This window comes from Neopoerus faecalis (assembly GCF_029218125.1).
Classification (GTDB): Bacteria; Bacillota; Clostridia; order Oscillospirales; family Oscillospiraceae; genus Oscillibacter; species Oscillibacter faecalis_A.
In genome coordinates this window covers 235,689-253,926 of record NZ_JARFXX010000002.1, presented here as the reverse complement: position 1 = coordinate 253,926, position 18,238 = coordinate 235,689, and the positions used below count along the sequence as shown (strand labels likewise).

The 18,238-nt window shown below is 57.9% G+C and carries 33 protein-coding genes; all 33 read right to left on the bottom strand.

Annotated elements, in window-relative coordinates; all coding sequences use genetic code 11:
- Nucleotides 1-25: 25 nt before the first annotated feature.
- The 33 genes from rplQ to PY311_RS03545 all read right to left on the bottom strand — a co-directional run bounded on the left by rplQ (nucleotide 26) and on the right by PY311_RS03545 (nucleotide 18,203).
- Nucleotides 26-367, bottom strand: coding sequence for a 50S ribosomal protein L17 (rplQ, locus tag PY311_RS03705; RefSeq protein WP_286147329.1), 342 nt, complete (start codon nucleotides 365-367; stop codon nucleotides 26-28).
- A 54-nt stretch (nucleotides 368-421) separates the two neighbouring features.
- A complete protein-coding gene (locus PY311_RS03700) occupies nucleotides 422-1,372 on the bottom strand; it encodes a DNA-directed RNA polymerase subunit alpha (protein WP_286147328.1) in 951 nt (316 codons plus the stop codon).
- 92 nt (nucleotides 1,373-1,464) lie between these two features.
- Nucleotides 1,465-2,067: a 30S ribosomal protein S4 gene (gene rpsD, locus PY311_RS03695; protein ID WP_286147327.1), complete on the bottom strand. Its 603-nt coding sequence runs from the start codon at nucleotides 2,065-2,067 to the stop codon at nucleotides 1,465-1,467.
- Nucleotides 2,068-2,091: 24 nt separating this feature from the next.
- Nucleotides 2,092-2,484, bottom strand: a complete 393-nt coding sequence (gene rpsK / locus PY311_RS03690; RefSeq protein ID WP_187014696.1) for a 30S ribosomal protein S11 — start codon at nucleotides 2,482-2,484, stop codon at nucleotides 2,092-2,094.
- Nucleotides 2,485-2,499: 15 nt separating this feature from the next.
- Nucleotides 2,500-2,865, bottom strand: coding sequence for a 30S ribosomal protein S13 (gene rpsM, locus PY311_RS03685; protein WP_286147326.1), 366 nt, complete (start codon nucleotides 2,863-2,865; stop codon nucleotides 2,500-2,502).
- A gap of 22 nt (nucleotides 2,866-2,887) precedes the next feature.
- Nucleotides 2,888-3,001, bottom strand: a complete 114-nt coding sequence (gene rpmJ / locus PY311_RS03680) for a 50S ribosomal protein L36 (protein WP_014116882.1) — start codon at nucleotides 2,999-3,001, stop codon at nucleotides 2,888-2,890.
- A 54-nt stretch (nucleotides 3,002-3,055) separates the two neighbouring features.
- Nucleotides 3,056-3,274 carry a translation initiation factor IF-1 gene (gene infA / locus PY311_RS03675; RefSeq protein ID WP_187014698.1) on the bottom strand — a complete coding sequence of 73 codons (219 nt, stop codon included), beginning with the start codon at nucleotides 3,272-3,274 and terminating at the stop codon, nucleotides 3,056-3,058.
- Between the two features lie 3 nt (nucleotides 3,275-3,277).
- On the bottom strand, nucleotides 3,278-3,562 hold the full coding sequence (locus tag PY311_RS03670) for a KOW domain-containing RNA-binding protein (RefSeq protein ID WP_286147325.1): 285 nt from the start codon (nucleotides 3,560-3,562) through the stop codon (nucleotides 3,278-3,280).
- Nucleotides 3,563-3,572: 10 nt separating this feature from the next.
- Nucleotides 3,573-4,343: a type I methionyl aminopeptidase gene (gene map, locus PY311_RS03665; protein WP_286147324.1), complete on the bottom strand. Its 771-nt coding sequence runs from the start codon at nucleotides 4,341-4,343 to the stop codon at nucleotides 3,573-3,575.
- Between the two features lie 4 nt (nucleotides 4,344-4,347).
- Entirely contained in the window at nucleotides 4,348-4,980 is a 633-nt protein-coding gene (locus tag PY311_RS03660; protein WP_286147323.1) for an adenylate kinase, read from the bottom strand.
- Between the two features lie 18 nt (nucleotides 4,981-4,998).
- The gene (gene secY / locus PY311_RS03655) at nucleotides 4,999-6,369 is read right to left on the bottom strand and encodes a preprotein translocase subunit SecY (RefSeq protein WP_286147322.1); all 1,371 of its coding nucleotides are present in this window, start codon (nucleotides 6,367-6,369) and stop codon (nucleotides 4,999-5,001) included.
- A 1-nt stretch (nucleotide 6,370) separates the two neighbouring features.
- Nucleotides 6,371-6,811 (bottom strand): 50S ribosomal protein L15, encoded by a 441-nt coding sequence (gene rplO / locus PY311_RS03650; protein ID WP_286147321.1) that lies wholly within the window; start codon nucleotides 6,809-6,811, stop codon nucleotides 6,371-6,373.
- A gap of 13 nt (nucleotides 6,812-6,824) precedes the next feature.
- Entirely contained in the window at nucleotides 6,825-7,010 is a 186-nt protein-coding gene (gene rpmD / locus PY311_RS03645; protein ID WP_286147320.1) for a 50S ribosomal protein L30, read from the bottom strand.
- A 14-nt stretch (nucleotides 7,011-7,024) separates the two neighbouring features.
- On the bottom strand, nucleotides 7,025-7,525 hold the full coding sequence (gene rpsE / locus PY311_RS03640) for a 30S ribosomal protein S5 (RefSeq protein ID WP_286147319.1): 501 nt from the start codon (nucleotides 7,523-7,525) through the stop codon (nucleotides 7,025-7,027).
- Nucleotides 7,526-7,544: 19 nt separating this feature from the next.
- Complete coding sequence (gene rplR / locus PY311_RS03635) at nucleotides 7,545-7,904, bottom strand: 50S ribosomal protein L18 (protein WP_286147318.1); 360 nt, start codon at nucleotides 7,902-7,904, stop codon at nucleotides 7,545-7,547.
- Nucleotides 7,905-7,918: 14 nt separating this feature from the next.
- Nucleotides 7,919-8,464: a 50S ribosomal protein L6 gene (gene rplF, locus PY311_RS03630; protein WP_286147317.1), complete on the bottom strand. Its 546-nt coding sequence runs from the start codon at nucleotides 8,462-8,464 to the stop codon at nucleotides 7,919-7,921.
- Nucleotides 8,465-8,479: 15 nt separating this feature from the next.
- Nucleotides 8,480-8,878 (bottom strand): 30S ribosomal protein S8, encoded by a 399-nt coding sequence (gene rpsH, locus PY311_RS03625; protein ID WP_286147316.1) that lies wholly within the window; start codon nucleotides 8,876-8,878, stop codon nucleotides 8,480-8,482.
- A gap of 374 nt (nucleotides 8,879-9,252) precedes the next feature.
- Nucleotides 9,253-9,438, bottom strand: coding sequence for a type Z 30S ribosomal protein S14 (locus tag PY311_RS03620; protein ID WP_187014709.1), 186 nt, complete (start codon nucleotides 9,436-9,438; stop codon nucleotides 9,253-9,255).
- A gap of 14 nt (nucleotides 9,439-9,452) precedes the next feature.
- A complete protein-coding gene (gene rplE / locus PY311_RS03615; protein ID WP_286147315.1) occupies nucleotides 9,453-9,992 on the bottom strand; it encodes a 50S ribosomal protein L5 in 540 nt (179 codons plus the stop codon).
- Nucleotides 9,993-10,011: 19 nt separating this feature from the next.
- Complete coding sequence (gene rplX / locus PY311_RS03610) at nucleotides 10,012-10,323, bottom strand: 50S ribosomal protein L24 (protein ID WP_286147314.1); 312 nt, start codon at nucleotides 10,321-10,323, stop codon at nucleotides 10,012-10,014.
- Nucleotides 10,324-10,338: 15 nt separating this feature from the next.
- Complete coding sequence (gene rplN, locus PY311_RS03605; RefSeq protein WP_286147313.1) at nucleotides 10,339-10,707, bottom strand: 50S ribosomal protein L14; 369 nt, start codon at nucleotides 10,705-10,707, stop codon at nucleotides 10,339-10,341.
- Between the two features lie 12 nt (nucleotides 10,708-10,719).
- The gene (gene rpsQ / locus PY311_RS03600) at nucleotides 10,720-10,983 is read right to left on the bottom strand and encodes a 30S ribosomal protein S17 (protein ID WP_286147312.1); all 264 of its coding nucleotides are present in this window, start codon (nucleotides 10,981-10,983) and stop codon (nucleotides 10,720-10,722) included.
- Between the two features lie 17 nt (nucleotides 10,984-11,000).
- Nucleotides 11,001-11,201 (bottom strand): 50S ribosomal protein L29, encoded by a 201-nt coding sequence (rpmC, locus tag PY311_RS03595; RefSeq protein ID WP_187014714.1) that lies wholly within the window; start codon nucleotides 11,199-11,201, stop codon nucleotides 11,001-11,003.
- A 1-nt stretch (nucleotide 11,202) separates the two neighbouring features.
- Nucleotides 11,203-11,625, bottom strand: coding sequence for a 50S ribosomal protein L16 (gene rplP, locus PY311_RS03590; protein ID WP_286147311.1), 423 nt, complete (start codon nucleotides 11,623-11,625; stop codon nucleotides 11,203-11,205).
- Complete coding sequence (gene rpsC, locus PY311_RS03585) at nucleotides 11,625-12,512, bottom strand: 30S ribosomal protein S3 (protein WP_286147310.1); 888 nt, start codon at nucleotides 12,510-12,512, stop codon at nucleotides 11,625-11,627. The genes rplP and rpsC overlap by 1 nt, the downstream gene beginning before the upstream one ends.
- Nucleotides 12,513-12,531: 19 nt before the next feature.
- Entirely contained in the window at nucleotides 12,532-12,876 is a 345-nt protein-coding gene (gene rplV, locus PY311_RS03580) for a 50S ribosomal protein L22 (protein WP_286147309.1), read from the bottom strand.
- 19 nt (nucleotides 12,877-12,895) lie between these two features.
- Complete coding sequence (rpsS, locus tag PY311_RS03575) at nucleotides 12,896-13,159, bottom strand: 30S ribosomal protein S19 (RefSeq protein ID WP_286147308.1); 264 nt, start codon at nucleotides 13,157-13,159, stop codon at nucleotides 12,896-12,898.
- Between the two features lie 12 nt (nucleotides 13,160-13,171).
- Nucleotides 13,172-14,005 carry a 50S ribosomal protein L2 gene (gene rplB, locus PY311_RS03570; RefSeq protein WP_286147307.1) on the bottom strand — a complete coding sequence of 278 codons (834 nt, stop codon included), beginning with the start codon at nucleotides 14,003-14,005 and terminating at the stop codon, nucleotides 13,172-13,174.
- A gap of 17 nt (nucleotides 14,006-14,022) precedes the next feature.
- Complete coding sequence (gene rplW, locus PY311_RS03565; protein WP_286147306.1) at nucleotides 14,023-14,316, bottom strand: 50S ribosomal protein L23; 294 nt, start codon at nucleotides 14,314-14,316, stop codon at nucleotides 14,023-14,025.
- Complete coding sequence (gene rplD, locus PY311_RS03560) at nucleotides 14,316-14,939, bottom strand: 50S ribosomal protein L4 (protein WP_286147305.1); 624 nt, start codon at nucleotides 14,937-14,939, stop codon at nucleotides 14,316-14,318. The genes rplW and rplD overlap by 1 nt, the downstream gene beginning before the upstream one ends.
- Before the next feature lie 18 nt (nucleotides 14,940-14,957).
- Entirely contained in the window at nucleotides 14,958-15,677 is a 720-nt protein-coding gene (gene rplC / locus PY311_RS03555) for a 50S ribosomal protein L3 (protein WP_286147304.1), read from the bottom strand.
- Nucleotides 15,678-15,833: 156 nt separating this feature from the next.
- Nucleotides 15,834-16,145, bottom strand: coding sequence for a 30S ribosomal protein S10 (gene rpsJ / locus PY311_RS03550; protein WP_286147303.1), 312 nt, complete (start codon nucleotides 16,143-16,145; stop codon nucleotides 15,834-15,836).
- Nucleotides 16,146-16,622: 477 nt separating this feature from the next.
- On the bottom strand, nucleotides 16,623-18,203 hold the full coding sequence (locus PY311_RS03545; protein WP_286147302.1) for a peptide chain release factor 3: 1,581 nt from the start codon (nucleotides 18,201-18,203) through the stop codon (nucleotides 16,623-16,625).
- Between the last annotated feature and the right edge of the window lie 35 nt (nucleotides 18,204-18,238).

Below are 18,238 nucleotides of genomic sequence, written 5' to 3'. Positions count from 1 at the left end.
GTGCTTACATCAAAGGGCTGTCTAATTAGACGAGCTCAATGATAGCGGTCTCAGCGGCATCGCCGCGGCGGATGCCAGTGCGGATGATGCGGGTATAGCCGCCGTTGCGCTCCGCATAGTTGGGAGCGATCTCCTTGAAGATCTTCTTGCAGACATCCTCGCGGGTGATGAAGGACATCGCCTGACGGTAAGCAGCCAGATCGGCCTTCTTACCCAGCGTGATCATCTTTTCAGCCAGAGGCTTGATCTCCTTGGCACGGGTGATGGTGGTCTCCATCTTGCCGTTATCAAGGAAGTCAGTGACCTGCTGACGCAGCATCGCCATGCGCTGGTCGGTAGTCTTGCCAAGTTTCCGAGTTCCGGGCATTTCGGTTCTCCTCCTTATCAGGATTATAGTGCGCCGGGTATTCCGGCGGTGCAGTTAGGTGTTTTCCTCGTCAGCCAGATGCAGACCCATCATCGCCAGCTTGTTGATGACTTCCTCCAGAGACTTGCGTCCCAGATTGCGGACCTTCATCATCTCGTCCTCGGTCTTGGAAATCAAGTCCTCGACGGTATTGATGTTGGCGCGCTTGAGGCAGTTAAAGCTGCGAACGGACAGGTCCAGCTCCTCAATGGTCATCTCCAGCACCTTATCGCGCTGGGCCTCCGCCTTCTCCACAACGGTAGGCTTACTGCCTACGCTCTCGGAGAGGTCAGTGAACAAAGTGAAGTGGTCGCACAGGATCTTGGCACCCAGAGAAACAGCGTCCCGGGCGGATATGGTCCCATCGGTCCAAACCTCCAGCGTCAGCTTGTCAAAGTCGCTGGAAGTACCTACGCGGGTAGGCTCCACAGTATAGTTGACCTTTTTGACAGGGGTATAGATGGAGTCAACGGCGATGGTGCCGATGACATTCTGCGTGGGCTTATTGCGGTCGGCAGGCACATAGCCCCGGCCGTGGGAGAGGGTGATCTCCATGTTCAGCGTCGCGCCGCTGTCCAGAGTCGCAATGTGCAGCTCCGGATTGAGCACCTCGACCTCGCCGTCGGCCTTGATGTCGCCGGCTGTTACGGTGCAGGGACCCACCGCCTCAATATAGACGGTCTTGCCGGAATCACCGTGGAGCTTGGTCAGCAGCCCCTTGATGTTCAGAACGATCTCCGTCACATCCTCCTTGACGCCGGGGATGGTGGAAAACTCGTGCTGCACGCCATCGATCTTGATGGTGGTGGGGGCAGTGCCGGGCAGGGACGAGAGCATAATGCGGCGCAGGGCATTACCAAGGGTTGTGCCATAGCCACGCTCCAGCGGCTCCACCACGTACTTGCCGTAGGTTTCGTCTGCCGGATTTTCAATGCATTCGATCTGGGGCTTTTCGATTTCGATCATGCGGTTACCCTCCTTCATCTTGTCATTGCGGTCAGGCGGTCAAGCCGCCTGCCGCTTGCAGTTCGTACCATTGTTCGAGGGTATCCTCCCAATTACTTGGAGTACAACTCGACGATGAGGTGCTCCTCCACGGGAGTATCGATCTCCTCGCGGGTGGGAAGGTGGGCAACCGTGCCCTTCAGGGAGCCCTTTTCGCGCTCCAGCCATGCGGGCAGCAGGGTCATGGGAGCGTTCTCGCCGGTCAGGCGCTTGAACAGCTCGGAAGAACGGCTGCTCTCGGCGACCTCGATGACATCGCCGGCCTTCACCATGGAGGAAGGAATGTTGACCTTCTTGCCGTTGACAGTGAAGTGGGCGTGGCTCACCAGCTGGCGGGCCTGACGACGGGTAGCGGCGAGGCCCAGACGGTAAACAACGTTGTCCAGACGGCGCTCTACCATGATCAGCAGGTTGTCGCCGGTCTTGCCGGGAGCAGCAGCTGCCTTTTCATAGTAAGCATGGAACTGTTTTTCCAGAATGCCATAGATGAACTTGACCTTCTGCTTTTCAGCCAGCTGAACGCCATATTCGCTCTTCTTCTTACGCATCTGGCCGCCAGGATTACGGTTGGTGGTCTTCTTCGCGTAACCCATCTCAGCAGGAGAGATGCCCAGAGCCTTGCAGCGCTTAGCGATGGGCTGCATATTCTTAGCCATATTGCTTGTTACCTCCTCTTTCGATTACACGCGGCGGCGCTTCGGGGGGCGGCAGCCGTTGTGGGGGATGGGGGTGACGTCCTTGATCATCGTCACTTCCAGACCCACGGCCTGCAGCGCCCGGATAGCGGCCTCACGGCCCTGACCGGGGCCCTTGACGAAGACCTCAACGGTCTTCAGGCCATGCTCCATAGCAGCACGAGCGGCGGTTTCAGCGGCCGTCTGAGCTGCGAAGGGAGTAGACTTCTTGCTGCCGCGGAAACCCAGACCGCCGGAGGACGCCCAGGAAATGGCGTTGCCCTGCGTATCGGTCACGGTAACCATGGTGTTGTTGAAAGAAGAACGGATATGGACTTGGCCGCGCTCAATGTTCTTCTTCTCCCGCCGACGGCGGATGACTTTCTTTGCCTGTGCCATTGCTGTTCTCCTTTCTTACTTCTTCTTATTCGCGATGGTCTTCTTGGGACCCTTGCGGGTACGGGCATTGGTCTTGCTGCGCTGGCCGCGGACAGGCAGGCCCTTGCGGTGACGCAGGCCGCGGTAGCAGCCGATCTCGCCAAGGCGCTTGATGTCCAGTGCGGTCTGGCGGCGCAGGTCGCCCTCCACAACATACTCGTCAATGACGTCACGGAGCTTCTGCTCCTCGTCATCAGTCAGATCTTTCACGCGGGTGTCAGGGTTGACCCCGGCCTTTTCCAGGATGTCCTTGGCGCTCTTGCGGCCGATACCGTAAATATAGGTCAGGCCAATTTCAACGCGCTTATCCTTGGGCAGGTCAATACCGGCAATACGTGCCATACTTTTTAACCTCCAATCAATCTTAGCCCTGGCGCTGCTTGTGCTTGGGGTTCTCGCAAATCACCATAACACGGCCTTTGCGGCGAATAACCTTGCACTTTTCGCACATGGGCTTCACGGACGGTCTTACCTTCATAAGTTTGTAACCTTCCTTTCAGCGTTTTGTGTCTTAGATTTCGCCGGACGCGGCTTATTTGCTGCGCCAGGTGATCCGGCCACGGGTCAGGTCATAGGGAGACATCTCCACAGTGACCTTATCGCCGGGCAAGATCCTGATGAAATTCATTCTGAGTTTTCCGGAGATGTGTGCCAGAATCATGTGGCCATTTCCAATGTCCACCTGAAAGGTCGTATTGGGGAGTGACTCCACCACAACGCCTTCCACTTCGATCATGTCGGATTTTGCCAAACGTTATCCCTCCTGGTCCGGTTGGACCTCGCCGCGGTAGGCGGCAAGTGTCCTGCGAAGCTCACTGTTCGTGATCTTCTCGCTGCGTTTGATCTTATCGGCAAGGCGGCTTTCGTCCGCTGCAACAAAAAGCACGTGTCTGCGCTTTTTGCGCTTGGGCGCCTCCACCCTGCGTCCCTTTCCGTCCGCCAGCAGGAGGTACTCCCCCTCCACCGCAAGCACGATGAAGAGTTTTCCCCGGTCCCTGCCGGCATCGGAACGTACAATGTCAGATTTTGCGATCTCCATACGCCGTTCCTCAGATGGCGGGAGCCGTTAAAATCTCAGGCTCCCCGTCAGTGATCAGAAGCGTATTTTCATAGTGGGCGGCCCACTTGCCATCCGCTGTCCGGACAGTCCACCCGTCCGGCATCTGGCGGATCGCAGCGGTACCCGCGTTCACCATAGGTTCGACCGCGATGGTCATGCCCCGAAGGAGCCGGGGACCACGACCGGGATTGCCGTAGTTGGGAATCTCCGGCGGCTCATGCATCTCCGTGCCGATGCCGTGACCGACATACTCACGGACGATGGAGTAGCCGTGACTCTCCACATAGGCTTGGATCGCTGCGGAGATATCATACAGCCGATGGCCTTCCTTAGCAAACTTGATGCCCTCGAAGAAGCTCTGTCTGGTCACATCGATCAGATCTTGCGCTTCCGGAGAGACCTTGCCGCAGGGGAAGGTGGCTGCGCAGTCCCCATGGTAGCCTCCGATATAGGCGCCCACATCAATGCTGACGATATCGCCCTCCTCCAGCACCCGGGGACCCGGGATACCGTGGATGATCTCATCGTTGACACTGGCACAGACGCTTCCGGGGAAATCCCGGACACCCGGCGGGCCGGGGAAATGGAGGAACGAGGGAACGGCACCCTGCTTGCGGATGAAATGCTCCACTGCCCTGTCGATCTCACGGGTTGTTACGCCGGGCTTTACCATTTCCCCTGCCAAGGCACGGGCAGCCGCGGTAATTTTTCCCGCTCGGCGCATCAGTTCGATCTCATGTGGGGATTTGAGCGTAATCATAAGCTCATCTCCTCAGGGCGTTGAGGATGGCCTCAGTTGTGGCCTCCACAGAGGGTTGATTCTCCACCGATCTCAGGAGACCTCTCTCGGCGTAGAAATCTTTCAGAGGTTCGGTCTCCTTATGATAGACCTCAAGGCGGTGCTTCACCGTCTCGGGTTCATCGTCATGCCGCTGAACCAGCTTGCCGCCGCAGCTGTCGCACACGCCGGGCACCTTGGGGGGCACAGCCACCAGATGGTAGCTGGCTCCGCAGTGCTCGCAGACGCGGCGGCCGCTCATGCGCTCCATGATAGCCTCATCGGCAATCTCAATGGAAACAACATCGTCAAACTTAATTCCGGCCTTTTCCAGCGACTCAGCCTGAGCGATGGTGCGGGGCACACCGTCCAGAATGTAGCCGTTCTTGCAGTCCTCCTCGTCCAGCCGGTCATGGATGATGCCGATGATGACATCATCGGGGACCAGCTTGCCGGCCTTCATGTAGGCTTCCGCCTGCTTGCCGGTGGGGGTGCCGTTCTTCACGGCAGCCCGGAGGATGTTGCCGGTGGAAATGGTGGGAATGTTCAGCACCTTGCACAGGCGCTCAGCCTGGGTGCCCTTACCGGCACCCGGCGCGCCCAACAGAATCATTTTCATGATCTTCTGCCTTCCTTCTTACTCCAAAAAGCCCTTGTACTGACGCATCAGCATCTGGTTCTCCAGCGCCTTCACGGTCTCCAGCGCCACGCCTACCACGATGATGACAGAGGTGCCGCCGATGGCCAGAGAGGAATTGTTGATGACCTTACCCACGATCAGGGGGCAGATGGCCACGATACCCAGATAGATGGCGCCAAACAGGGTGATCCGGCTGAGGACCTTCTGAATGAACTGCACGGTGGGCTGACCGGGACGGAAGCCCGGAATGAAGCCGCCCTGCTTCTTCAGGTTGTTGGCGATCTCCACGGGGTTGAACTGGATGCTGGAGTAGAAATAGCTGAAGCCGATGATCATGATGAAGTACACCACCATGTAGATGACGGACTTCGTATCAATGGCATTGTAAATGCTGTAGGAAATGGTGCCCTCCTTGGGCATACCGATGAAGGTCCACACAGTGATGGGCAGAGAGGCGATGCTCTGAGCGAAGATGATCGGCAGAACGCCGGACATATTCACCTTCATAGGCAAGGTGCTGCTCTGACCGCCGTACATCTTGCGGCCCACCTGACGCTTGGCGTACTGCACAGGAATGCGGCGCTCGGCATCATTGATGAACACGATGAAGGCGATGAGGGCCAGTATACCCACCACCAGCAGCACGATGGCCCAGGGAGCCAGAGCGCCGTTGAGGTAAGCCTGTGCCTGCGCCTCGGTATAACCGGCAGAGGTCAAAGATTCCAGCGTCATGGTGCCGGCCTTGATGGCGGACCACTTCTGAACACCGTCCACCATACCGGAGACCATGTTGGGAATGCGGGAAAGGATACCCGCAAACAGGATGATGGAGATACCGTTGCCCACACCGAACTCGGTGACCTGCTCGCCCATCCACATCACAAAGGAGGAACCGGCGATCAATGTCACGATGATGACCAGAGCGGGCCAAATGCCCTCCTGACCCAGCAGGTTATAATTCTTCATCATGAAGTAATAACCCACGGCCTGCAGGATGGCGATGGCCACGGTGGCATAACGGGTAATGGACTGAATCTTCTTCTTGCCCTCCTCGCCGCCGTCACGGGCCAGCCGCTCAAGAGAGGGGATGGCAACCGTAAGCAGCTGCACGATAATGGAGCTGTTGATATAGGGCTGAACGCCCAGAGCAAACACGGTAGCCGTTGCAAATGCGCCGCCGCTCATCACGTTGTACAGGCCCAGCAGGCCGGTGCCCCAGAGCTGCATCTGCAGCGCCAGCGCGTCCCGGTTGATATAGGGCACCATGATGGCGTTGCCGGCACGGAAAATCAGCAGGATCAGGAGAGTAAAGATGATCTTTTTCCGCAGCTCAGGGATGCCCCATGCCTTGCGAACAGTTTGGATCATTTTACTTCACCTCTGCCTTTCCGCCAGCTGCCTCGATAGCCTCCTTGGCAGAAGCGGAGAAAGCAGAAGCCTGAACCGTGACCTTCTTGGTGACCTTGCCGTTGCCAAGAACCTTGAAGCCATACTCGCACTTGGACAGGATGCCCTTGGCCAGCAGAGCCTCGGCGGTGACGGTCTCACCGTCCTCAAATGCGTTCAGGGCGTTCAGGTTGATGATCTCCATGGGAGTTGCGAAAATGTTGTTGAAGCCGCGCTTGGGCAGACGACGGGCCAGAGGCATCTGGCCGCCCTCAAAGCCGATACGGACTTTACCGCCGGAACGGGCCTTCTGGCCCTTGTGGCCGCGGCCGCCGGTCTTGCCGTTGCCGCTGCCGGCGCCACGGCCCTTGCGATAGGCCTGACGGACGGAGCCCTCAGCGGGAGACAGTTCACTCAGTTTCATGATTCCGTCCTCCTTAGTTTTCTTCCGTGACCTGCAGCAGATAGCCGATCTTGGCGATCTTGCCGCGGGTCTGGTCATTATCGGGCTGCACGGTGATATCACCGATCTTACGCAGGCCCAGGGAATGAGCGGTAGCCACCTGCTTTTCCAGACGGCCGCTCAGGCTCTTAGCGAGCTTAATCGTAATATTCTTAGCCATAATTCAGCGCCTCCTTAGCCCACGATCTCATCGACGCTCTTGCCGCGGATACGGGCAACGTCCTCAGGGCCGCGCATATTCTTCAGGCCCGCAAAGGTAGCGGCGACAACGTTGTTGGGGTTGTTGGAGCGCAGGCACTTGGAACGGATATCCTTAATGCCGGCAGCCTCAACAACGGCACGCACGGCGCCGCCGGCGATGATACCGGTACCGGGGGCAGCGGGCTTCATCAGCACGCGGCCTGCGCCGGCCTCACCGATGGTCTCATGGGGAATGGTGCTGCCGGACATGGTCACGGTGATCATGTTCTTCTTGGCAGACTCAAGGCCCTTGCGGATGGCCTCGGGGACCTCAGCGGCCTTACCCAAACCATAGCCGACCTTGCCCTTGCCATCGCCCACAACCATCAGTGCGGAGAACTTCATGACACGGCCGCCCTTGACGGTCTTGGAAACACGGTTGAGGTAAACGAGCTTTTCGATATACTCGCTCTGTTCTCTTTCAAATCTTGCCATTTCTCGTTTTCCTCCTCCCTTAGAAATTCAGGCCGCCTTCGCGGGCGCCCTCAGCCAGAGCCTGCACACGACCGTGGTACAGATAGCCGCCGCGGTCAAACACGACGTTCTCGATACCCTTGGCCTTGGCACGCTCAGCAATCAGCTTGCCAACGGCGGTGGCAGCGGCCACATTGCCGCCGTAGCCTTCGATGGCCTTATCCAGAGAGGAAGCGGAAGCCAGAGTCACGCCGTTGACATCGTCGATGATCTGGGCGTAGATATTGGCCTCGCTGCGGAACACGTTCAGACGGGGGCACACGGGAGTGCCGGAGATCTTGGCGCGAACACGCTTATGGCGCTTCATGCGCTGCTTGTTGGTATTAGGTCTGGTAATCATATCGGCACACCTCCTTACTTCTTGCCGCCGGTCTTACCGACCTTGCGGCGGATGACCTCGTCAGTATACTTGATGCCCTTACCCTTATAAGGCTCGGGAGGACGCTTCTCGCGGACCTCGGCAGCAAACTGGCCGACAGCCTGCTTGTCGCATCCATGAATGATGATTTTATTGGGACCCGGAACCTCAATGGTGATACCCGGAATCTCAGGAACGATCACCTGATGGGAATAGCCAAGGTTCATGACCAGATTGGTGCCCTCCTTGGCGACACGGTAGCCGACGCCGTTGACGTCCAGCTCCTTCTTGAAGCCCTCGGTAACACCGATGACCATGTTGTGGAGCAGAGTACGGGTCAGGCCGTGAACGCTGCGATGCAGCTTATCGTCGGAAGGACGCTCCACGGTGATCGTCGTACCTTCCTGCTTAATGATCATCTCAGGCCGCAGGCTCTGAGTCAGCTCGCCCTTGGGTCCCTTGACGGTGATGACATTGCCCTCGGCAATGTTCACGGTAACACCGGCGGGAACGGTAATGGGCATTCTACCAATTCTTGACATTGTTCGATACCCTCCTTACCAGACGAATGCAAGGACCTCGCCGCCGACATGAGCCTCGCGGGCCTTCTTGTCGGTCATGACGCCCTTAGACGTAGAGATGATTGCGATACCCAGACCACGGAGCACGCGGGGCAGCTCATCGGCACCCACATAGACGCGCAGGCCGGGCTTGGAAACGCGGCGGAGACCGGTGATGACCTTCTCCTTACCGGCGTTGTACTTCAGCGCGATGTGAATCATGCCCTGCAGGCCGTCATCCTCCACGGTGAAGCTCTTGATGTAGCCCTCATCCAGCAGAATCTGAGCAATGCTCTTTTTCATGTTGGAAGCAGGGACATCCACGGTTTCGTGCTTTGCGTTGTTGGCGTTGCGGATGCGGGTGAGCATATCCGCAACAGGATCAGTGATATGCATGGATTGTTCCTCCTATTTATAGAGTCGCGGCGTGAGCCGCTTCGGCAGCGAGGTATCATGGCGAATGGAGCAGTCCGCTCGCGCGTGGTGCCCAATTCGTCATGACCTTTCGCCATCCGTATTAACAAGGCCCCATATCAAAAGCCTGTGTTAAAGAAATTTTTGCAGCTTTTTAGGTATTTGTTGCACGTTTCTGTGCAACAAACGGCGCATAAGCCGCTGTGAGTATGAGAGACTCACAATTTCAGCCGGGACAACGCAGGGTTGTCCGAACATGGCGCAATGGGCGCATTTCCGGAGAAATGCCCCATTTTGTAAGCGTACCAAGAAAAACGCGGTTTGTCAAGGTTTTTCGCTGCGCCATTATAATTTTTTTAGAAGGATGCCTTCCGCACGCCGGGGATCTCACCCTTATAGGCCAGCTCACGGAAGCAGATACGGCAGACGCCGTAGTTCCGGAGGTAAGCATGAGGGCGGCCGCACAGCTTGCAGCGGTTATACTTGCGGGTGGAGAACTTGGCAGGACGGGCCTGCTTGATCTTCATAGAAGTCTTTGCCATTGCTGTCTTCCTCCTTAGCGGGCGAAGGGAGCGCCAACCTGCTGCAGCAGAGCGCGGCCCTCTTCATCGGTTTTCGCGGTGGTGACAATGATGATGTCCATGCCGCGGATCTTGTCGATCTTGTCATACTCAATCTCGGGGAAGATCAGCTGCTCCTTGATGCCCAGAGCATAGTTGCCGCGGCCATCAAAGGCGTTGGGGTTGATGCCCTGGAAGTCTCGGACACGGGGCAGAGCCACGTTGAACAGACGGTCCAGGAACTCCCACATCTTATCGCCGCGCAGAGTGACCTTCGCGCCGATGGGCATCTCCTCACGGAGCTTGAAGTTTGCGATGGACTTGCGGGCGCGGGTGATCACAGCCTTCTGGCCGGTGATCTTGCCCAGATCGCCAACAACGTTGTCCAGCACCTTTGCGTTTTCACGAGCCTCGCCGCAGCCCACGTTGATGACAACCTTGTCGATCTTGGGAATCTGCATGACGGACTTGTAGCCGAACTGCTTCATCAGAGCGGGAGCAACTTCGGCCTTGTACTGCTCTTTCAATCTTGCCATTTGTTATCTCGCTCCTTTCTTACAGCTCGGCACCGCAGTGCTTGCACACGCGGGTCTTCTTGCCGCCCTCAATCTTGTGGGCGACACGGGTGCCCTTCTTGCACTTGGGGCACACAACCTGCACCTTGCAGGCGGCGATGGCAGCCTCGCGCTTAACGATGCCGCCCTCCTCGCCCTGACGGCGGGGCTTGACATGGCAGGTCACCATATTGATGCCCTCGGCCACGATCTTCGTGCTCTTGGGAACAGTGCCCAGCACCTTGCCCTGCTTGCCCTTGTCCTTGCCGGACAGGACGACGATGGTATCGCCCTTCTTAATGTTCATAGCCATTGTTCGAGCCCTCCATCAAATCACTTCGGGAGCCAGAGACAGGATCTTCATGTAATCCTTGTCGCGCAGCTCACGAGCCACAGGCCCAAAGATACGGGTACCTCTGGGGTTCTTATCGTCCTTAATGAGAACGGCGGCGTTGTCATCGAAGCGGACATAGGTACCGTCATTACGGCGGATGCCCTTGGCGCTGCGGACGATGACGGCCTTGACAACCTCGCCCTTCTTCACGGTGCCGCCGGGCTGGGCCTTACGGACAGAAGCCACGATGACATCACCGATATTGCCGAACTTCCGGGTGGAACCGCCCAGAACACGGATGCACTTGATCTCCTTGGCGCCGGTATTGTCGGCAACCTTCAGATAGCTTTCCTGCTGAATCATACTGGCACCTCCTTACTTCGCCTTCTCGATGATCTCGACCACGCGCCAACGCTTGTCCTTGGACAGGGGGCGGGTCTCCATCACCTTCACGGTATCGCCGATACCGCAGGCATTGGTTTCATCGTGGGCCTTCAGCTTATAGGTGCGGCCGACGATCTTCTTGTACAGAGGATGGGCGACACGGTCGGACACAGCCACAACCACGGTCTTATCCATCTTGTCGGAAACGACTTTGCCTACCCGGGTCTTGCGGGAGGAAGTTCTAACTTCGTTCATTCTCGTTTCCCTCCTTCTTACTGCTTATCGGAAGCGGCGAGCTCCGCCAGCACGGTCTTGACTCGGGCAATATCGTGCTTCACTTCACGGATCTTAACAGGATTGTCCAGCTGATTGGTTGCGTGCTGCATCCGGAGCATGAACAGGTCCTTCTTCAGGCCGGTCAGCTTCTCGTTGAGCTGCTCGGCATTCATCTTACGGATTTCATTTGCCTTCATCTTACTCACCTGCTTCCTCGGTGCGGGCAACGATCTTCGTCTTGATGGGCAGCTTGTGGCTGGCCAGACGCAGAGCCTCGCGGGCGGTCTCCTCGGGGACACCGGCAATCTCAAACATGATACGCTGGGGCTTCACCACGGCAACCCAGTACTCAGGCGTACCTTTACCGGAACCCATTCGGGAGTCGGCGGCACGCATGGTCACGGACTTGTCGGGGAAGATCTTGATCCAAACCTGACCGCCACGCTTGGTGTAACGGGTCATGGCGATACGGGCGGCCTCGATCTGGTTGCTCTTGACCCAGCCGGGCTCAAGGGCCATCAGGCCATACTCACCGTAGGCAACGGTGTTGCCGCGGGTGGCTTTACCAGTCATACGGCCCCGCTGCATACGGCGGAACTTGACTCTCTTCGGCATTAACATTAGTTGGCTCCTCCTTCCTTAGCGGGGGCTGCGGGAGCAGCGGGACGATTGGTGTTGGGCCGGAAGCCGCCCTGAGGGCGACGATCGGCACCGCCCTGACGGTTGAAGCCGCCATTCTGACGGTCGCGGTTGAAGCCGCCGTTGCGGCGGTCACCGCCGAAACCGCCCCGACGGTCGCCGTCACGGCGAGGACGACGCTCACGACGCTCCTGATAGGGCTTGGAGGTGTCCATGGTGCGGGGGGTGGTACGCAGGGTCTGAGAGAGGACCTCGCCCTTGTAGATCCACACCTTCACGCCGATACGGCCAAAGGTGGTGGCAGCCTCCGCAAAGCCGTACTCAATGTCGGCACGGATGGTCTGCAGGGGGATGGTGCCCTCGTGATAATGCTCAACGCCGGCGATCTCGCGGCCGCCCAGACGTCCGGAGCAGCAGCACTTGATGCCCTTGGCGCCAGCGCGCATGGCGCGGGCCATGGCATTCTTCATGGCGCGGCGGTGAGAAATACGCTTCTCCAGCTGCTGGGCGATGTTCTCAGCCACAAGCTGAGCGTTCATATCGGGATTGCGGACCTCAACGATGTTCAGCTTGACCTTCTTGCCGATCATCTTCTCCACAGCCAGACGATACTGCTCGATCTGCTCACCGCCCTTGCCGATGACAACACCGGGACGGGCGCAGTGCAGGTAGATGGTAACGGTGTCATTGCTGCGCTCGATCTCAATCTTGGGAACGCCGGCACCGTACAGGGTCTTCTTGAGATACTTGCGGATCTTCTGATCCTCGACGATCAGGTCGCCGACCTTCTCTTCACTGGCATACCAACGGGAATCCCAGTCTTTGATGACGCCGACCCGAAGGCCATGGGGATTTACTTTCTGTCCCATAAACTGTCTCCTCCCTTTCTTATGCCTTTTCCGTCACGGCGATGGTGACGTGAGAAGTGCGCTTGTTGATGCGATAAGCGCGGCCCTGAGCCCGGGGCATCATACGCTTGAGGATGGGGCCGGGGGTGGCGAACACCTCAGACACCACCAGCTTGGCGGGGTCCATGCCGAAGTTGTTCTCGGCATTAGCAACGGCAGACTTCAGCAGCTTCGTCAGGGGCTCGGAAGCAGACTTGGGAGTCTGGGCCAGAATGGCCATAGCGGTTCCGACATTCTTGCCGCGGATCAGGTCGCATACGATCTGAACCTTGCGGGGAGAGATGCGGACATAGCGCAGATACGCTTTAGCAGTCTTGTTTTCCATGTTCAGCATCCTCCTTCAATTATTTATCCTTGGCATGGCCGCGGAAGGTACGGGTGGGAGCAAACTCACCCAGCTTGTGGCCGACCATGTCCTCCTGGACATACACGGGCACGTGCTTCCGGCCATCATGGACAGCGATGGTGTGGCCGACGAAGGCGGGGAAGATGGTGGAGCTGCGGCTCCAGGTCTTGAGGACCTTCTTCTCGTTCTTCTCATTCATTGCCTCGATGCGCTTGAGAAGCTCAGGGGCAACATAAGGGCCTTTCTTAATAGATCTGCTCATATTCCTGCCTCCTTACTTCTCGTTACGCCGCTTGACGATGAACTTGTTGGTGGGGTTCTTGCCCTTGCGGGTCTTGTAACCCAGAGCGGGCTTGCCCCAAGGAGTCACAGGGCCGGGACGGCCGACAGGGGCGCGGCCCTCGCCGCCGCCATGGGGGTGGTCATTGGGGTTCATGACAGAACCGCGGACGGTGGGACGCCAACCCATGTGACGCTTACGGCCGGCCTTGCCGATGTTGATGTTCTCATGCTCGATGTTGCCGACCTGGCCGATGGTGGCGTAGCAGTTGGTACGCACGATGCGGACCTCGCCGGAGGGCATACGAATCTGAGCGTCGGAGCCTTCCTTAGCCATGAGCTGAGCGGAGGTGCCGGCGGCACGGACCAACTGAGCACCGTTGCCGGGATGCAGCTCGATGTTGTGGATAACAGTACCAACAGGGATGTTGGCAATGGGCAGCGCGTTGCCGGGCAGGATATCGGCATCGGGACCGGTCATGATCTTGTGACCGGCCTTCAGGCCGACAGGCGCCAGAATGTAACGCTTCTCGCCATCCTCATACTCGATGAGGGCGATGTTGGCGCTGCGGTTGGGGTCATACTCCAGACGCAGCACGGTGGCAGAGCCCATCTTGTCGCGCTTGAAGTCGATGATACGATACTTGCGCTTGTTGCCGCCGCCGCGATGACGGACGGTGATACGGCCGTAGCTGTTGCGGCCGGCGTGCTTCTTCAGGGGCTCGACCAGAGAGGCCTCGGGACGGGCCTTCTTGTCAATGCCGTCGAAACCGGAGACCGTCATCTGACGGCGGGAAGGAGTCGTCGGCTTAAAAGTTTTAATAGACATTCTGCTTTACTCCTTCCTTAGACCATGCCTTCGAAGAACTCGATGGTCTTAGAATCAGCGGTCAGGGTCACATAGGCCTTTTTCCACGCACGGGTGGTGCCGGGACGGCCGGCGCCCATACGCTTGGCCTTGGCCATGACGTTCAGGGTGTTGACGGAAGCGACCTTCACGCCGAAGATCTCCTCAACAGCCTTCTTGATCTCGATCTTGCCAGCGGACTTTGCCACCTCGAAGACGTACTTCTTGTCGGCGGTACCGGCCATGGCGCGCTCGGTGATGATGGGACGAATGACAATATCGTAAGCGGTCATTATGCGTACACCTCCTCGATCTTGGCCAGAGCGTTCTGATCCACCACAAGGTACTGTGCGTTGATGATGTCATAAACGTTCAGCAGGTCGGCAGCGGTGGTCACAACGCCGGGGATATTGCGGGCGCTCTTGACCACAACAGTGTCCACCGCGGGGGTGATGACAACGGCCTTACCGTCCACATTGACAGCGGTCAGGAACTTGCGGAAGTCAGCAGTCTTGATGGCGTCCATCTTAATGGAGTCGATGACCACCAGCTTGCCCTCGGCAACCTTGGCGGACAGGACGGACTTCAGCGCAAGGCGCTTGACCTTCTTGTTGAGCACATAGCTGTAATCCCGGGGCTTGGGAGCGAACACGATGCCGCCGTGGGTCCACTGGGGAGCACGGGTGCTGCCCTGACGGGCGTGGCCGGTGCCCTTCTGGCGCCAAGGCTTTCTGCCGCCGCCGGAAACCTCGGCGCGGGTGAGGGCGCTCTGGGTGCCCTGTCTGCAATTTGCGAGGTGGTTCTTCACAACCTCATGCACAACAACGGGATTGGGCTCGATGCCAAAAATCGCGTCGCTGAGTTCCACGGTACCGACTTCTGCGCCGGCCATGTTCAAAACTTTCATGGAAGACATTATTTAAGCACCCCTTTCTTACTTGTTTCTTGCGGAAGCCTTCTGCGGGTTGCGGCCGGAAGCCTTCTGCGGGTTCTTGCTGATGTCAGCGCCGGCCTGCTTGACCTTGTGGACCTTAACGGTGGACTTGATGGTCACGAGACCGCCCTTGGGGCCGGGAACGGCACCGCAGACAACCAGCATATTCAGCTCGGGATCAACCTTCACAACGGAGAGGTTCTGGACAGTCACCTGATCCACGCCCATGTGGCCGGCGCCGATCTTGCCCTTGAAGATGCGGGAAGGATCGGTAGAGGAGCCCATGGAGCCGGCGTGACGGTGAACAGGGCCGCCGCCGTGGCTGGTGGGGGTGCGCTGTGCGCCCCAGCGCTTGATAACACCCTGATAGCCGTGGCCCTTGCTGATACCGGTGATATCAACGAAGTCGCCGGCAGCAAAGGTATCGGCCTTCACGATGTCGCCGATGTTCAGCTCAGCAGCGTTGTCAAGGTCAAATTCGCGCAGGTGCTTCTTGGGAGACACGCCAGCCTTGTTCAGGTGGCCCATCTCTCCCTTGGTCAGCTTCTTCTCGGCAACATCCTCGAAGCCAAGCTGAACCGCATTGTAGCCTTCCTTTTCGGAAGTCTTCTTTTGAACGACCGTGCAGGGTCCCGCCTCAATGACGGTGACGGGGATCACGTGGCCGTTCTCGTCAAAAATCTGGGACATGCCCACTTTTTTGCCGATGATTGCCTTCATGTGTATTTCCTCCTGTTAGGTTATTGGTCGGCTTAGATACGGAAGCCCGCATTGCTCTGCCGACATGACCCTGTCCGCCTCACGCATGGACGCGGACGATTGGGTGAGCAAACATTGGAATAATGTGCGAGGGATTTGGATTTGTGACCGCAGGGATCACAGCTTGATCTCGATCTCCACACCGGCAGGCAGCTCCAGAGCCATCAGGGCCTCCACAGTCTTGGGAGAGGAGTTGCTGATGTCGATGAGGCGCTTGTGCGTGCGGCGTTCGAACTGCTCACGGCTGTCCTTGTACTTATGAACAGCGCGAAGGATGGTGACAACCTCCTTCTTGGTGGGCAGGGGGATGGGACCGGAAACCTGAGCGCCGGTGCGCTTGGCGGTCTCCACGATCTTCTCAGCGCTCTGGTCGATGACCTGATGATCATAGGCCTTGAGGCGGATGCGGATCATTTCTTTCTGTGCCATTGTTGTTTCCTCCAAATTTCGTAGGTTGTTGTGCGGGTCTCGACGACCTACGGCGAGAATTTTCTGTACGCTTAACCGTGCGTATCATTCCTGCTCATGAAAAATACCGGCACAGGGCCGGTACTCGTCCATGGCACGGCGATCTACGCTGCGTGCAGGACCTTCTCAGCCGCCCGATTATCGGACATACTCCCCGGAAGTTACCTCCTTGCGGAGCAATCTCCCGGTTCATCGCATTGACGCGCAAAGAGGCAAGCCCATCACGCGGACCTGATTATCATACTGGATAAGGGGCGGAATGTCAAGAGCTTTTTTGGATTTTTTTATATTTTTTCGAGGAAATGCTATCCTTCCCCGCGCAAACGCACAAAAAGCGGTCAAAGCCGCCTCAAATGAGTATCGGCATCTAACAGAACGGCCGGACGTTCTGTATGTTCCGGCCGTTCGATATACCATATAATATACAGTGTTCCTGATTTACACGGACAGGGAGTCCGCCAGCACCATGCCGGGATTGTGCTTGGTGAGGAAGCCGATGGACCACTCACCGTCAAAGGCCAGCAGATAGCGGTCCCGGAAATCCTGAAGCACGGCGGCGCCAGTGCACAGCACGATCTCATCGGGGTGGCAGTCCATGGATTCAATGAGCCGCAGATGGTCATAGGGCAGGCTGCTCATCCGCAGGTCCACGCCATACTCGTTTTTCATGCGATACTCAAACACATCGAATTGCAGTGTACCCACCACGCCGACAATGACCTCCTCCAGACCCGCGCCGGGAATTTTGAAGATCTGGATGGCACCCTCCTGCGCGATCTGCTCCGTGCCCTTGATGAACTGCTTGCGCTTCATGGTGTCCTTGGGGCTGACACGCATAAAATGCTCCGGCTCAAAGGTGGGGATACCGGAATAGCGGAACTTCTTGCCCGGAACGGTGATGGTATCGCCGATAGAGAACAGGCCCGGATCGAATACGCCGATGATGTCGCCGGCATAGGCCTCCTCCACGATCTCGCGCTCCGCGGCCATCATGGTCTGGGGCTGACTGAGCCGCAGTTTTTTGCCGGACTGGACGTGGTAATACTCCGTGTCCCGCTCGAACTTGCCGGAGCAGATTCGCATAAACGCCAGCCGGTCCCGGTGGGCCTTGTTCATGTTGGCCTGAATTTTGAATACGAACGCGGAGAAATCCGGGGAGAACACATCTACCTCGCCCTCATCGCTGACGCGGGGCAGCGGCGGTGTGGTCATACGGAGAAATTCCTCCAAAAACGGCTCCACGCCGAAGGTGGTCAGGGCGGAGCCGAAGAACACCGGGGACAGCGTTCCGTTCCGCACAGCCTTCATGTCAAAGTCCCTGCCGGCACCCAGCAGCTCCACCTCGTCCCGGAGGGTAGCAGCCTTTTCCGCGCCCAGCATTTCGTCCAGCGACGGGTCCTCCAGCGCCACCTCCACGGAGTTGACCTTCTTGCCCCGGGTCTCGCCGGAGAAGAACAAAATCCGCTGCTTTTCCCTGTCATAGACGCCCTGAAACTCCTTGCCGCAGCCGATGGGCCAGTTCATAGCGTAGGTGTCGATGCCCAGTTCCCGCTCCACCTCCTCGCACAGCTCCAGAGGGTCACGGGTCTCGCGGTCCATTTTATTGATGAAGGTGAAAATAGGAATATGCCGCAGGGCGCAGACCTTGAACAGCTTCCGGGTCTGGGGCTCCACGCCCTTGGCACCGTCAATGACCATCACGGCGCTGTCGGCAGCCATCAGGGTCCGGTAGGTGTCCTCGGAGAAGTCCTGATGGCCAGGGGTATCCAGAATGTTGATGCAGAAGCCGTTATGCTGGAACTGCATGACGGAGCTGGTGACGGAAATGCCGCGCTGCTTTTCAATCTCCATCCAGTCGGAGGTGGCGGCCTTGGCCCGCTTGCCCTTAACCTCGCCGGCCTGTGCGATAGCACCGCCGTAGAGCAGGAATTTTTCCGTCAGTGTGGTCTTACCGGCGTCCGGGTGAGAAATGATGGCGAAAGTCCGCCGCCGGGAAATTTCTTCTTCTAAATTTGCCATGTTCGGCCTCCTGTGTATCAGAGGATAGATAGACT

Excerpts from the sequence above, each read along its gene's own strand:
- rplQ (WP_286147329.1), bottom strand. The coding sequence starts at position 367 with ATGCCCGGAACTCGGAAACTTGGCAAGACTACCGACCAGCGCATGGCG.
- PY311_RS03700 (WP_286147328.1), bottom strand. The coding sequence starts at position 1,372 with ATGATCGAAATCGAAAAGCCCCAGATCGAATGCATTGAAAATCCGGCA.
- rpsD (WP_286147327.1), bottom strand. The coding sequence starts at position 2,067 with ATGGCTAAGAATATGCAGCCCATCGCTAAGCGCTGCAAGGCTCTGGGC.
- rpsK (WP_187014696.1), bottom strand. The coding sequence starts at position 2,484 with ATGGCACAGGCAAAGAAAGTCATCCGCCGTCGGCGGGAGAAGAAGAAC.
- rpsM (WP_286147326.1), bottom strand. The coding sequence starts at position 2,865 with ATGGCACGTATTGCCGGTATTGACCTGCCCAAGGATAAGCGCGTTGAA.
- rpmJ (WP_014116882.1), bottom strand. The coding sequence starts at position 3,001 with ATGAAGGTAAGACCGTCCGTGAAGCCCATGTGCGAAAAGTGCAAGGTT.
- PY311_RS03670 (WP_286147325.1), bottom strand. The coding sequence starts at position 3,562 with ATGGAGATCGCAAAATCTGACATTGTACGTTCCGATGCCGGCAGGGAC.
- map (WP_286147324.1), bottom strand. The coding sequence starts at position 4,343 with ATGATTACGCTCAAATCCCCACATGAGATCGAACTGATGCGCCGAGCG.
- PY311_RS03660 (WP_286147323.1), bottom strand. The coding sequence starts at position 4,980 with ATGAAAATGATTCTGTTGGGCGCGCCGGGTGCCGGTAAGGGCACCCAG.
- secY (WP_286147322.1), bottom strand. The coding sequence starts at position 6,369 with ATGATCCAAACTGTTCGCAAGGCATGGGGCATCCCTGAGCTGCGGAAA.
- rplO (WP_286147321.1), bottom strand. The coding sequence starts at position 6,811 with ATGAAACTGAGTGAACTGTCTCCCGCTGAGGGCTCCGTCCGTCAGGCC.
- rpmD (WP_286147320.1), bottom strand. The coding sequence starts at position 7,010 with ATGGCTAAGAATATTACGATTAAGCTCGCTAAGAGCCTGAGCGGCCGT.
- rpsE (WP_286147319.1), bottom strand. The coding sequence starts at position 7,525 with ATGGCAAGATTTGAAAGAGAACAGAGCGAGTATATCGAAAAGCTCGTT.
- rplR (WP_286147318.1), bottom strand. The coding sequence starts at position 7,904 with ATGATTACCAGACCTAATACCAACAAGCAGCGCATGAAGCGCCATAAG.
- rplF (WP_286147317.1), bottom strand. The coding sequence starts at position 8,464 with ATGTCAAGAATTGGTAGAATGCCCATTACCGTTCCCGCCGGTGTTACC.
- rpsH (WP_286147316.1), bottom strand. The coding sequence starts at position 8,878 with ATGCATATCACTGATCCTGTTGCGGATATGCTCACCCGCATCCGCAAC.
- PY311_RS03620 (WP_187014709.1), bottom strand. The coding sequence starts at position 9,438 with ATGGCAAAGACTTCTATGAAGATCAAGCAGGCCCGTCCTGCCAAGTTC.
- rplE (WP_286147315.1), bottom strand. The coding sequence starts at position 9,992 with ATGGCAAGATTGAAAGAGCAGTACAAGGCCGAAGTTGCTCCCGCTCTG.
- rplX (WP_286147314.1), bottom strand. The coding sequence starts at position 10,323 with ATGGCTATGAACATTAAGAAGGGCGATACCATCGTCGTCCTGTCCGGC.
- rplN (WP_286147313.1), bottom strand. The coding sequence starts at position 10,707 with ATGATTCAGCAGGAAAGCTATCTGAAGGTTGCCGACAATACCGGCGCC.
- rpsQ (WP_286147312.1), bottom strand. The coding sequence starts at position 10,983 with ATGAACGAAGTTAGAACTTCCTCCCGCAAGACCCGGGTAGGCAAAGTC.
- rpmC (WP_187014714.1), bottom strand. The coding sequence starts at position 11,201 with ATGAAGGCAAATGAAATCCGTAAGATGAATGCCGAGCAGCTCAACGAG.
- rplP (WP_286147311.1), bottom strand. The coding sequence starts at position 11,625 with ATGTTAATGCCGAAGAGAGTCAAGTTCCGCCGTATGCAGCGGGGCCGT.
- rpsC (WP_286147310.1), bottom strand. The coding sequence starts at position 12,512 with ATGGGACAGAAAGTAAATCCCCATGGCCTTCGGGTCGGCGTCATCAAA.
- rplV (WP_286147309.1), bottom strand. The coding sequence starts at position 12,876 with ATGGAAAACAAGACTGCTAAAGCGTATCTGCGCTATGTCCGCATCTCT.
- rpsS (WP_286147308.1), bottom strand. The coding sequence starts at position 13,159 with ATGAGCAGATCTATTAAGAAAGGCCCTTATGTTGCCCCTGAGCTTCTC.
- rplB (WP_286147307.1), bottom strand. The coding sequence starts at position 14,005 with ATGTCTATTAAAACTTTTAAGCCGACGACTCCTTCCCGCCGTCAGATG.
- rplW (WP_286147306.1), bottom strand. The coding sequence starts at position 14,316 with ATGACCGCTTACGATATTGTCATTCGTCCCATCATCACCGAGCGCGCC.
- rplD (WP_286147305.1), bottom strand. The coding sequence starts at position 14,939 with ATGTCTTCCATGAAAGTTTTGAACATGGCCGGCGCAGAAGTCGGTACC.
- rplC (WP_286147304.1), bottom strand. The coding sequence starts at position 15,677 with ATGAAGGCAATCATCGGCAAAAAAGTGGGCATGTCCCAGATTTTTGAC.
- rpsJ (WP_286147303.1), bottom strand. The coding sequence starts at position 16,145 with ATGGCACAGAAAGAAATGATCCGCATCCGCCTCAAGGCCTATGATCAT.
- PY311_RS03545 (WP_286147302.1), bottom strand. The coding sequence starts at position 18,203 with ATGGCAAATTTAGAAGAAGAAATTTCCCGGCGGCGGACTTTCGCCATC.